At 42.7% G+C, this 12,356-nt stretch carries 10 protein-coding genes; 5 read left to right on the top strand and 5 right to left on the bottom strand.

What is annotated here, in order from left to right:
* Positions 1–9: 9 nt before the first annotated feature.
* The 4 genes from hslV to priA form a co-directional block, all read right to left on the bottom strand.
* A complete protein-coding gene (gene hslV, locus AC2VOY_RS05720) occupies positions 10–528 on the bottom strand; it encodes an ATP-dependent protease subunit HslV (protein ID WP_491832952.1) in 519 nt (172 codons plus the stop codon).
* Between the two features lie 140 nt (positions 529–668).
* The gene (locus AC2VOY_RS05715; RefSeq protein ID WP_491832950.1) at positions 669–1,280 is read right to left on the bottom strand and encodes an SPOR domain-containing protein; all 612 of its coding nucleotides are present in this window, start codon (positions 1,278–1,280) and stop codon (positions 669–671) included.
* Between the two features lie 170 nt (positions 1,281–1,450).
* Complete coding sequence (gene cytR / locus AC2VOY_RS05710) at positions 1,451–2,458, bottom strand: DNA-binding transcriptional regulator CytR (protein ID WP_491832948.1); 1,008 nt, start codon at positions 2,456–2,458, stop codon at positions 1,451–1,453.
* A 154-nt stretch (positions 2,459–2,612) separates the two neighbouring features.
* Entirely contained in the window at positions 2,613–4,811 is a 2,199-nt protein-coding gene (gene priA, locus AC2VOY_RS05705; protein WP_491832946.1) for a primosomal protein N', read from the bottom strand.
* A 327-nt stretch (positions 4,812–5,138) separates the two neighbouring features.
* Here priA and rpmE point away from each other — a divergent pair, with 327 nt between their 5' ends.
* Both rpmE and AC2VOY_RS05695 read left to right on the top strand, forming a co-directional pair.
* Entirely contained in the window at positions 5,139–5,354 is a 216-nt protein-coding gene (gene rpmE, locus AC2VOY_RS05700) for a 50S ribosomal protein L31 (RefSeq protein ID WP_491832944.1), read from the top strand.
* Between the two features lie 290 nt (positions 5,355–5,644).
* Complete coding sequence (locus tag AC2VOY_RS05695) at positions 5,645–6,904, top strand: malic enzyme-like NAD(P)-binding protein (RefSeq protein ID WP_491832943.1); 1,260 nt, start codon at positions 5,645–5,647, stop codon at positions 6,902–6,904.
* Between the two features lie 91 nt (positions 6,905–6,995).
* Here AC2VOY_RS05695 and metJ read toward each other — a convergent pair whose 3' ends face one another.
* Positions 6,996–7,322, bottom strand: a complete 327-nt coding sequence (metJ, locus tag AC2VOY_RS05690; RefSeq protein ID WP_491832941.1) for a met regulon transcriptional regulator MetJ — start codon at positions 7,320–7,322, stop codon at positions 6,996–6,998.
* 177 nt (positions 7,323–7,499) lie between these two features.
* On the opposite strand from metJ, the gene AC2VOY_RS05685 reads away from it, so the two are divergent.
* The 3 genes from AC2VOY_RS05685 to metF all read left to right on the top strand — a co-directional run bounded on the left by AC2VOY_RS05685 (position 7,500) and on the right by metF (position 12,333).
* Entirely contained in the window at positions 7,500–8,708 is a 1,209-nt protein-coding gene (locus tag AC2VOY_RS05685) for an O-succinylhomoserine (thiol)-lyase (RefSeq protein ID WP_491832939.1), read from the top strand.
* Positions 8,709–11,132 (top strand): bifunctional aspartate kinase/homoserine dehydrogenase II, encoded by a 2,424-nt coding sequence (locus tag AC2VOY_RS05680; RefSeq protein ID WP_491832938.1) that lies wholly within the window; start codon positions 8,709–8,711, stop codon positions 11,130–11,132.
* 298 nt (positions 11,133–11,430) lie between these two features.
* Positions 11,431–12,333: a methylenetetrahydrofolate reductase gene (gene metF, locus AC2VOY_RS05675; protein ID WP_491832936.1), complete on the top strand. Its 903-nt coding sequence runs from the start codon at positions 11,431–11,433 to the stop codon at positions 12,331–12,333.
* The last annotated feature ends 23 nt before the right edge of the window (positions 12,334–12,356 follow it).

Here is a 12,356-nt window from a genome sequence, read left to right as displayed (position 1 = left end):
TATTTGTCCTTATAATTCTTCAATCGTATGCGTGTGGTTGGTGAATACACAGATATCACCAGCGATTTTTAATGCTTTTTCAGCAATTTCACGTGCGCCTAAATCAGTGTTCTCAAGTAGCGCCGTGGCAGCTGCTTGGGCAAAGTTGCCACCAGAACCAATCGCCACTAAATCATTTTCAGGTTGCACAACATCGCCATTACCTGTGATCACAAGGGAGGCGGTTTCATCGGCAACCACTAGCATGGCTTCTAATTTACGCAAGGCGCGATCGCTACGCCATTCTTTTGCAAGTTCAACCGCAGCCTTGGTTAAGTGGCCTTGGTGCATTTCTAACTTGCGTTCAAATAATTCAAATAAGGTGAAGGCATCAGCAGTACCGCCCGCAAAGCCAGCAAGAACTTTCTCGTTATATAAACGGCGAACCTTGCGTGCATTGCCTTTCATGACAGTATTTCCAAGAGAGACTTGGCCATCTCCTGCGATTACAACTTTATTATTTCGGCGAACAGATACTATGGTAGTCACAATAAACCTCTTTTTAGCGGATGTGATGCTATGTCTAACAGATATAAGGTTTATGTCTCTATATTTCAAGGGGGGCGATGGGTTTCTGAAAAAAGATCAAAAAAAAGAGCCCCTTGATGAGACTCTTTTTACTGTTGCTATTATTTGACGATCAGCTTGAGATAATCTTGCATGATCATACAAGGTTCAATTTTCACACGTTGCAGGACGTGCTGATCTTTTACTGCTGAGCGTTTGAATGGATAAGGGCCGAGCACAACACGATACCAAGAGCTGCCGCTTTGCTTGACAATTTTGCTGCTCAAACCTTGGAACGCGATATTTGCTTTACGCTTTTGCGCATCGCTATAATTTTTATAAGCGCCGCATTGCATAATATAAGGCACACTTGGTGCTTTTTGTTCTTTGGCTTGAACTTTGATTTCGCGCTCAGGTAAGTCTTTGACATATTCCCACTTCTCTTTAGGAGGAGGCGGGATATCATTTTCAGCCTTGGTTGCTGCTTGAGTAGTCGCTTGTTTTACCATCGACTCAGGCATAGGGGTTTCAGATAATGGCTCGACAGGCGGAGAGTCGTGCAAAAAATAAAGTAAACCACCTAACCCTGCCATTGCGACGCACGCAATTACCGCCGCTTTTACAGGAAAAGCACGTTTAGTTGGTTTGGATTTAGGGTTTTTCTTTTTGGAAGTTGGGCGCTTATTATTTGATTTCGGCGCACTTCCTTTTCTTACGTAATCTTTTTGGGCCACAGCTTTGTATTATTTTATAGGGAAAATCCCTAAATGTTAGGGTAATTTATCGCCAAGAGCAATCTTTATTTATTTTTCAGACATAAACAAGTAAGCGGCCTAAAAAATTAAGCCGCTTACTATATTCATTAAATAATCAATATTCCCAAAGATTTGTTGAGTTGGACAGATTAGCCAATTCGACGAGGTGGTGCGACACTTTCACGTATGACTATTTCAGCATTTAATAAACGCGAACCTGATGGAACATCTTGACCTTGAATAGTTTCGAGAAGCAACATGAAGGCTTGCTTACCAATCTCGTATCTAGGTTGTGAAACTGTGGTTAAAGGTGGATCGCAATATTGAGAGAAATCAACGTTATCAAAGCCAATGATTGAAAGGTCTTGCGGGACTTTAAAACCCATTTCTTTCGCTTGTTTCATCGCGCCAATTGCCATCATGTCATTGTGGCAGAAAATAGCTGTGGGTGGAGCAGGCATAGATAGAAGTTTCTGACATAAGTTGCGCCCGCTTTCAAAAGAAAACTCACCTTCAACTAAATAATCTTTTTGCATTTGGATACCAGCGCGACGCAATGCTTGACTATAACCTTGATTTCTAAATTGGCCTATGGTTGAACTGGCAGGGCCTGAAATTTGCGCAATACGGATATGACCCATTTGAGTTAAATAATTTACCGCTTGAAAAGCTGCGGTTAAATTATCTATATGTACGGTGGGTAATTCAAGGTCTGGATCAAATTCACATGCCATCACCATAGGTGGGAAGCTTTTACTTTCTTCACCTAATAAATGCGGCATTTCAGAGCCAAGAATTAACATTCCATCAGCTTGTTTATGCAGCGACATATCTATTTCATCTAATTTACAACCAAGATTTTTTGGACAGTTTGCAATCAAGACAAGGTAGCCAAAACTTGCAGCTGTTTCTTGAATACCCTGAATAACTTGAGAATAATATGGGTCGCAAACATTGGGTAATAAAGCGACGATCGCTCGTGATTCATTTCTTTTTAAATTGCGATTTAAAACATTTGGCGCATAACCTGATTCCAGCACAGCAGACTCAACACGTTTACGAGTCGCAATTGAAACTTTCTCTGGATTCATTAACGCTCGCGAAACTGTTGCTGTGGATACGCCAGCAAGCGCCGCAACCTCTTTCATTGTCGCCATGAATATTCCTCTTTCTTATATGTCACCTGGTAATATTGTTTAAATAACTTTATTTATTATTTGGAATAAAGTTTACGTGACAGGTTGGAATATTAACGCGATCAAAGTGGAATATTTCATTATATTAGTGGGGATTAATCACAAAATTTTATATTTAACTCATATCTTGTGGCTCAATATCTATATGCCAACGTAATTTTTTAGCATTTGGTAACATTTGTATTACAGGTTTAGCACTTGAAATAATTTTTTGTAATTGTGTTCTGGTTTCGCAATGAAATAATAATTGCCAGCGAAACATACCTGCGCGTTTTGCAAGGGGTGAAGCTATTGGGCCTAAAACATAAGCCTTATCATCAAAATAAGGGTTGGCTTCAAGTGTCATTCGCACTTGTTGTAAAAATTCTTCAGCCAGTGGACTATCGACTGCTGATGCACGAAATAAAGCTAAAAAGCTAAACGGCGGTAGGTGCGCCATAGAACGCTCGGCCAAAATTTGTTTGGCAAAGTGCTGATAGTCATGCTGAATCAGTGTTTGCAGCAAACTATGTTCAGGGTGATGGGTTTGCAATACGACATGACCTGCTTTACTTGCTCGTCCCGCACGTCCTGCGACTTGAATAAATAATTGGGCAAGGCGCTCGGCGGCGCGAAAATCACTGCTATATAGCGCAGAATCTATATCCAACAAGCCAACCAAGGTCACATTCGGAAAGTGATGCCCCTTGGCGAGCATTTGAGTGCCAATTAAAATCTGATGTTTGTTTTGATGGATCTCGTCAATCGCAGCTTCAAAACTACCTTTGCGTCGCGTGCTGTCCCTATCTATGCGTATAGTGCTAAATTCTGGGAATAACTCCCCGAGCTTATCTTCGAGCTGCTCTGTGCCGACACCGACAGAAACCAGTTGAGTCGAACCACAACCTTGGCATTGATGCAGTACAGGATGCTCGCTGCCGCAATGATGGCAACGAATCGCTCGATGGCCTTGGTGATACGTATAATAAGCATCACAGCGCTTACATTCGGCTATCCAACCGCATTCGTGGCACATTAGGGCAGGCGAGAAGCCACGACGGTTTAAAAACAGTAGGACTTGGTTGCCAGCGTTTAAATGTTGACGCATTTGCGCGATTAAAGGTGCGGACAAACCTGATTCTAAATAGACGCCTTTAATATCCATTACTTGATGCGTGGCAGGGTTTGCTTTCCCCGCGCGCTGAGAAAGGTTGAGATAATGATATTTACCTTGCTCAGCATTATAGATGGTTTCAATGGATGGGGTTGCAGAGCCGAGCACGATAGGTATGCCTTCACGGTGCGCACGCATGACAGCCAGATCGCGCGCATGATAACGCAGGCTATCTTGCTGTTTATAAGAAGCATCATGTTCTTCATCGACAATAATGATACCTAAATCAGTAAAAGGGGTGAACAGAGCCGAGCGTGTACCTATGATGATCCCGGCCCGTTTTTGTTTTGCATTGAGCCAAGCATGTAAGCGCTCGGTTTCATTCAGGCCTGAGTGAATCACATCCACTTCAACCATAAAACGGCGTTTAAAGCGGTTAATTGTCTGCGGTGTTAAGCCAATTTCAGGCACTAACACAAGCGCTTGTTTACCCTCGCTTAGTACCTTTTCGATGATATTTAAATAAACTTCGGTTTTGCCTGAGCCGGTTACGCCATCTAATAAATAGGCATGAAAGCCACTTGCTTGATTAATGCTAGCCACGGCAATCGCTTGATCTTGATTTAATTGCAAACCTGTATCGCGTAAGACTTGGCTTGGCCATTGGCTAGGTTTGAGTTCGACTTGCACGGATTCAATAAAGAATTTGCCCTCTAGCGCTTTGAGCGTGGTCGAGCTTATCTCTTGAGCCAGCAGGCTATCATGTGAGGCAGGCGCATCCATTAAGGCGCGTAGCGCTCGCTCTTGTTGATGCGCACGTCCTAGGCCCTGAGCTAATGCTTTTTGACCAAGGGAGGTGATTTGCCAAGTTTTAATTGCCGCAAAACTGGCAGGCTTGGCTTTGCGCAATGCGCCGGGAAGAGCGCCAGCAAGCGTCTCACCAAGTGGGTATTGATAATATTGGCTCGACCATTTTAAAAGATCGAATAGCTTGGTTGGCCAAAGCGGCTGATTATCTAAGCTTTGCGAAATCGCCTTGAGCTTATTGATATCAAAATCAGACTCATGAGTGCGTTCAATAACAATGCCGACGAGCTTTTGACGACCAAAAGGCACCAAAACACGGCCACCAATGACGATGGATAGATGCGCAGGGATAAGATAATCAAAGCATTTATCCAAAGGAACAGGCAGGGCTACTCGGGCAATTTGGGGCAACATATGGGCTCTTTTCTCGTTAGCAAGGCGTTTGATCTTAAATCAATGTGCGGATCAGGTAAATAATGAAATTTATCTAAAGCTTTTTCTCTCTTTATACGAGAAGATAGAAAAATAGGAGACAAATCGAAAACGATGGCATATTTCAACCAATTGATTTTTCTTAAAGACTCAAAAAAAGATGAAAAATCAAGCAAACTTGTTGATCCTTGGCATAAGTTTCTTTAGTATATGCACCCTTGATGATGTGCTTGCATATCTTTTTTGTAAATAACGTATGGTGTCTAGTGTAGAGCTAGATAGCGATGCGGCCCAATTTGAGGTTTTCCCATGAAATCAGGTATCCACCCAGAATACAAAGCTGTTAAAGCTACTTGTTCTTGCGGTAACGAGTTCGAGTTCAGCTCAACTCTAGCTAAAGAAGAAATCAACCTAGACGTATGTGACAAATGTCACCCGTTCTACACTGGTAAGCAACGTATCGTAGATACAGGCGGCCGTGTTGATCGCTTTAACAAACGTTTCGGTGCTCTTAGCAGCAAATAAGCGTTTATGCTTAGAAAGCCAAATTGTTTCTTTTGATTCTCATTTGGTTTTCGAAAAAGAAGGGCACTGCGGTGTCCTTTTTTGATCTTACCTTTTCATCTTTTTCCTCCTCTTTATTTATTCCTACTCAATTTCTTTGCGCTTTTCTTTTGCTGCTGATTTGTGAGATCTATTTTTTTATATTTCTTATGTTAAGATTAGTTTTTCATTTTAACAATTACTTATCTTTTGTGTTGTTTATATGTAAACACATCTAGCGATAAGATCACTAATAAGCTCAGGAAAACAAAATGTCTGACGACAAGCAATATGAAGAATTTCGCCAAAAAGCGCTTGATTATCATGCAAAACCTATTGCGGGTAAGCTAGGTGTTGCATTAACTAAACCTGCCGATACGGTAGAAGATCTCGCTCTTGCTTATAGCCCAGGCGTTGCGGAGCCAGTACGTGAAATCGCACAAAACCCAGAAAATGCATACAAGTATACCAACAAAGGCAACATGGTTGCGGTGATCTCAAACGGGACTGCTATTTTAGGTCTAGGTAACTTAGGGCCACTTGCATCTAAGCCGGTTATGGAAGGTAAATCTTTACTTTTCAAACGCTTTGCAAACCTTGACTCGATTGATTTGCAAGTCAAGCACCGCACTTCTGAAGAGTTTGTGAATACAGTTGCAAGCATTGCTGATACCTTTGGTGGCATCAATCTTGAAGATATCAAAGCACCGGATTGTTTTGAAATTGAACGCCAACTGATTGAGCGTTGTGATGTGCCAGTTTTCCATGATGACCAACACGGTACTGCGATTGTGACCGCAGCAGGTATGCTTAATGCAATCGAGCTGCAAGGCAAAGATTTAGCTAAAGCTAAGATTGTATGTTTGGGCGCGGGCGCAGCTGCCGTTGCGTGTATGGAGCTTTTAATTAAATGTGGCGCACAGCGTGAAAGAATTTATATGCTTGATCGTAAAGGCGTGATCCATACGCGTCGTGATGATCTAAATGAATATAAGCAGCTTTTTGCCAACAATACAGATAAGCGTACGCTTGAGGATGTTATTGAAGGTGCAGATCTTTTCCTTGGTGTATCAGGCCCTGATCTTTTACCACCAGAAGCACTTGCACTTATGGCTGAAAAACCAATTGTGTTTGCATGTTCAAACCCAGATCCAGAAATTAAGCCAGCACTTGCGCACCAAGTTCGTGATGATTTGATCATGGGTACAGGTCGCAGTGATTATCCAAACCAAGTCAATAACGTGATTTGTTTCCCGTTCATTTTCCGTGGCGCTTTGGATGTTCGTGCAAGCCAAATTAATGATGAAATGAAACTGGCAGCAGTAGAGGCGATTCGCCAACTGGCGAAAGAAGAAGTGCCTGCTGAAGTATTAAAAGCATCTGGCGTAGATAAGCTAAGCTTTGGTACAGACTACATCATTCCAAAACCTATGGATCCACGTTTGCTTTCTCGCGTAGCTAAGGCTGTGGCGCAAGCTGCGGTTGATTCTGGCGTGGCGCGTATTGATATGCCTGAAAATTACATGGCTTAATCTAGTTTAGATTTAAGTCTGCAAAAATAGAAAAGGGAAGCTGATTGAATTTAGCTTCCCTTTTTAATGTCTTAATTTTATCTTTTAACGCTTAATCTTGATGATCATCGAGTGATTCGAACTCAATTCCCATCTCTGTCATCAAACGTTTCACTTCTGCAGGTAAATCATCCGGACGATCTTTACGCAAATCTTCATCGGTTGGCAGTGGCTGACCAGTATAAGCATGCAAGAAAGCTTCACACAAAAGTTCGCTGTTGGTTGCATGGCGCAAATTATTAACTTGACGACGAGTTCGTTCGTCGGTCAAAATCTTTAATACTTTCAAAGGGATAGATACAGTGATCTTTTTGACTTGCTCGCTTTTTTTACCATGTTCGGCATAGGGGCTGATATAATCACCGTTCCAGTCGGCCATGAGACACCTTTATATATAAAAAGAATTAAAAATAATGAAGGGTATTTTAGCGGCATCTACTGCCAAATGTAAAGACATTTAGACGTCTAGAAGTGTTGACGTCTTATTTTTCTAAGAGTAGAGTAAGATGAGATAGATAGAGTATAGACCTAAACTCACGTCAATAAGGATATTAGCATGACGCAACCTAAGCACCCAGAATCAACTTCTTCACATTCAACTAGCCAATTATCAAGCGGTACGATTGCTGTGCGTACAGGCATTGAATCAGATACGCAATATCACGCTGTCGTGCCACCGATTTATCTATCAACGAATTATGCTTTCCCTGAGTTTGGCGATGTACCTAAATATGATTATACCCGTTCAGGCAACCCAAATCGAGGCCTACTTGAGCAAGCATTAAGTGAGCTTGAACAAGGCGCTGGCGCTGTGATCACCAACTGCGGCACATCAGCATTAAACCTTTGGGCAAGTGCTTTTGTGAGCGCTGGTGATATTATTGTCGCGCCACATGATTGTTATGGCGGAACATATCGCTTATTTAACTCGCGCGCGCAAAAAGGTGACTTTGAAGTTTTATTTGTTGATCAAAGTGATGAAGAAGCGCTTCGCGCGGCATTGGCGCGTCAGCCAAAGCTGGTTCTGCTTGAAACGCCATCAAACCCATTAGTGCGTGTCGTCGATATCGAAAAAATCTGCCAAGCAGCGCATCAAGTCGGCGCAAAAGTTGCTGTTGATAATACGTTCCTCACGCCAATTTACCAGAAGCCACTCACTCTTGGTGCTGATTTTGTGATTCACTCGACAACTAAATATATCAATGGTCACTCTGATGTGATTGGTGGTGTTGTGATTGCCAAAGAGCAAGCCGATGCGGATGAATTGGCATGGTGGGGCAACTGTATTGGCGCCACTGGCACGCCATTTGATAGTTATATGACATTGCGTGGTCTACGTACGCTTGGCGCGCGTATGCGTACTCATGAACAAACGGCAAATGAGTTGCTCGCATTTTTGTGCCAAGAGCCTATGGTCAAAGTGGTCTACCACCCAAGCCTTGAGACTCACCCAGGGCATGAGATTGCGAAAAAACAGCAAACTGGCTTCGGGGCTATGTTAAGCTTTGAGCTAGATGCAACAGAGTCGCAACTTAAAGCCTTTGTTGGCGGCTTAAAACTATTTTCTTTAGCCGAGTCACTCGGAGGTGTCGAGAGCTTAATTTGTCACCCAAGCTCAATGACGCACCGTGCGATGTCGGATGAAGCCCAAGCACAAGCAGGTATTTCTGTAAATTTATTAAGAGTGTCAGTTGGGCTGGAAGATCCTAAGGATCTTATTGCTGATCTCACTCAAGCGTTTCAAATTGCAAAAGAGGTTGTCTAAATGACGATAAAGCGCCAACTCCATAAGTTCGGTGGAAGTAGTCTTGCGGATGCGCAATGCTATCAAAGAGTGGTCAAAATTCTTCAAGAGCACTCAGGGGAACAAGATTTAATCGTAGTCTCTGCTGCAGGGCAAACGACCAATAAGCTCATCTCATGGATTGATGCTTTAGATAAAGACGGCCGCCTTGCACATGAAGTCTTGCAAGATATCAAGCTGTTCCAAACCACTCTGATTCAAGACTTATTAGATAAAGAAAATGCGAATCCTTTGATTGATAAGTTAGAAAACGAGATCAATCATCTTGGAGAAATGGACTATATCAATGCTAAAGCGCAACGTTGTGATGTGCTTGGGCATGGTGAAATGTGGTCCTCTCGCTTACTGGCAGCTTTATTAAATCAATCTCATATGGCTGCAGCGCCACTTGATGCGCGTCGTTTTTTACGTGCTGAGCGCAGCGTACTGCCTGAGGTTGATCGCGGTCATTCACTGCCTTTACTGCAAGAGATTTTAGCTCAGCAAGGCGCACAACGTTTTGTTATCACAGGTTTTATGGCGCAAAGCCAAGCGGGTGAGACCATTTTGCTTGGGCGTAATGGCTCGGATTATTCTGCGACTGTGATTGGCGCATTAGCCGATGTCAGCCGTGTAGTGATTTGGAGTGATGTGGCAGGCGTATATAGCGCAGATCCACGTAAAGTCACGGATGCATGCTTATTACCTTTATTGCGTTTAGATGAGGCGAATGAACTGGCACGTTTAGCTGCGCCCGTGTTGCACTGCCGTACGCTGCAACCTGTGGCGCAAAGCCATATTGATTTAAGCTTGCGTTGCAGCCACAAACCTGAAGCAGGCTCAACCCGTATTGAACGTGTACTGGCATCAGGACGTGGGGCGAAAATCATTACCTCACATGAAGATATTTTATTAATTGAGTTGCCACTTGCTTTTGATCATGTCGCGCAGCGTCAATTAACCCAAGTTGATGAGCTTCTAAAACACGCTCAATTAGAGCCTTTAGCTCAAGAATATCAAGAAGATATCCGCGTACTACGTTTGGCTTATCCAAGAGAGGTGATCGATGAAGTTCAAGATGTATTGGCGAATTCTAACTTAGGCCTTGAAGCCAAAGTGAGTGAAGGTTATACCATGATTGCAGCGGTTGGCGCTGGGGTGACGAATAATCCGAATCATTGTCATGGTTTTAATCAGCATCTAAAAGATATGCCGGTTGAATTTTTATATGAGGCTGAGTCTGATTTAAGCTTGGTCGCAATCTTAAAAAATATCGAATCAAACCAAACTGCGCAGCTCATTTGCCGTATCCATGAGCAATTGTTCCAAGCACAAAAACGTGTCGCGATTGCTTTGTGTGGCAAAGGTTATATCGGTACCAACTGGTTGAATCTATTTGTTGAACAAAAAGCTAAGCTTGAAGCCCGTTGGGGAATGAGCTTTGATCTGATTAGTATTCTAGATAGTAAAAACTATTGGTTTGATTTAAAAGGCATTGCACCGGAAGTTGCACTCGAAGAGTTTGATAAGCATTGTCAGCCTTATCAAGAACTTGAATGGTTAGACGCTTTGGCAAACCAAGATGTGTATGATGAAGTCGTGGTCTTTGATGTGACATCCAGTGAAAAGGTTGCAGATTTATATCCTATGATCGCAGAGCAGGGCATGCACTTAATCTGCGCGAATAAAATTGCTGGTGCAGGCTCAACCAAGCAGCATTTGAAGCTAAAAGACGTGTTTGCGAAAACTGGTCGTCATTGGCTTTACAATGCAACGGTTGGTGCGGGTTTGCCGATCAACTATGCGGTGCATGATTTGCTTGAAAGCGGTGATACAATTACAGCTATTTCTGGGATTTATTCAGGTACTTTGTCTTGGTTATTCCAGCAATATGATGGCAGCGTGCCTTTTGGTGACTTAGTTGATTTAGCTTGGCAACAAGGCTTAACTGAGCCGGACCCACGCGCTGACCTTGACGGCACAGATGTCATGCGTAAGCTGGTGATCCTCGCGCGTGAAGCTGGCCTTGAGATTGAACCTGAAGACGTCAAAATTGAATCTTTGGTGCCAAAATCGCTGCAAGATTTAGACGTTGATGACTTTTTTGACAACTTGCATTTGCTAAATGAAGATCTTGCTGAGCGTTTGGCTAAAGCGCAGGCGCAAGGTTTAGTTCTACGTTATGTCGCGCGTTTTTCTCCGCAAGCTGGCGCAACAGTGAGTGTGGAAGAGTTAACGCCTGAGCATGCGCTGGCAAATCTTTTACCTTGTGACAATATCTTTGCGATTGAAAGTCATTGGTATAAAGATAACCCGCTGGTGATCCGTGGCCCAGGTGCTGGTCGCAGTGTGACAGCAGGTGCTTTGCAGTCAGATCTTAATCGTTTAGCTGGTTTGATTAAGTAAATTATTCTTGCTCAAGCAATAGCGATAAATAAAGTAAAGATTGGTTATGTTGGATGTTTCGAATGCTCTAGTAGTGAAATATCAGCATAATCAATCAATACTAAACTCCCTTCTAAAATTAAACGCTTTCTTATTTTCTCAACTTGAAAATTCTTCATCTTAAATCAAATAAAATTCAACAATTTTTCCATTGACAAGCCCTCTGTTTAAAGGGATATTTAGATGTATAGACGTCTAAACTTGATGAATATAAATCAAGCTAGAACATGGATTGAAGTTTTAAGATAAGGATTGTCACATGTCATATACACACGCAGGGCAGATTGATGCACTAAACCATAATATCGCCGAACTTGCAGGTAAAATTAATGTATCTTTCGAGTTTTTCCCGCCAAGTAGCGAAAAAATGGAACAGACACTTTGGCAATCTATTCACCGCCTTAAGACTCTAAAACCTAAGTTTGTTTCAGTGACTTATGGTGCTAACTCTGGCGAACGTGACCGCACCCATAGCATTATTAAAGAAATCAAAGATCAAACCGGTTTGATTGCTGCGCCGCACCTGACTTGTATTGATGCTAGCCGTGATGAACTAAAAACGATTGCAAAAGATTATTGGCAAAATGGGATCAAAGATATTGTCGCGCTGCGTGGCGATTTACCGCAAACCGGTGCTAAGCCTGATATGTACGCATCAGATTTGGTTGAGCTTTTAAAAAGCGTGGCAGACTTTGATATTTCTGTTGCGGCTTACCCAGAAGTACATCCTGAAGCAAAAAGCGCGCAAGCAGATTTAATCAACCTAAAACGTAAAGTAGACGCTGGCGCAAACCGTGCAATTACTCAGTTCTTCTTTGATGTGGAGAGTTATCTACGTTTTCGTGATCGCTGCGTGAGCGCAGGCATTGATGTTGAAATTATTCCAGGCATCCTCCCTGTTTCAAACTTTAAACAAGCGAAACGCTTTGCCGATATGACACATGTACGCATTCCAAGCTGGATGGCAAAACAATATGAAGGCTTAGATGATGATCCTGTGACTCGTCAAATGGTTGGTGCAAGCCAAGCGATTGATATGATTCGTGTATTAAGCCGCGAAGGGGTGAAAGATTTCCACTTCTATACCTTGAACCGTTCGGAAATGACGTATGCGCTATGCCATACGCTAGGTGTGCGTCCACAAGCGATTGTGACTGAATAAAAATTCCTAGTTAATAAAACTAA

The sequence above is a fragment of the Vibrio sp. KMM 9700 genome, from assembly GCF_058545285.1.
This window is presented reverse-complemented; position numbering and strand designations above follow the sequence as displayed.

Coding starts and splice junctions, on each gene's coding strand:
- cytR (WP_491832948.1), bottom strand. CDS start 2,458: ATGGCGACAATGAAAGAGGTTGCGGCGCTTGCTGGCGTATCCACAGCA.
- priA (WP_491832946.1), bottom strand. CDS start 4,811: ATGTTGCCCCAAATTGCCCGAGTAGCCCTGCCTGTTCCTTTGGATAAA.
- rpmE (WP_491832944.1), top strand. CDS start 5,139: ATGAAATCAGGTATCCACCCAGAATACAAAGCTGTTAAAGCTACTTGT.
- AC2VOY_RS05695 (WP_491832943.1), top strand. CDS start 5,645: ATGTCTGACGACAAGCAATATGAAGAATTTCGCCAAAAAGCGCTTGAT.
- metJ (WP_491832941.1), bottom strand. CDS start 7,322: ATGGCCGACTGGAACGGTGATTATATCAGCCCCTATGCCGAACATGGT.
- AC2VOY_RS05685 (WP_491832939.1), top strand. CDS start 7,500: ATGACGCAACCTAAGCACCCAGAATCAACTTCTTCACATTCAACTAGC.
- AC2VOY_RS05680 (WP_491832938.1), top strand. CDS start 8,709: ATGACGATAAAGCGCCAACTCCATAAGTTCGGTGGAAGTAGTCTTGCG.
- metF (WP_491832936.1), top strand. CDS start 11,431: ATGTCATATACACACGCAGGGCAGATTGATGCACTAAACCATAATATC.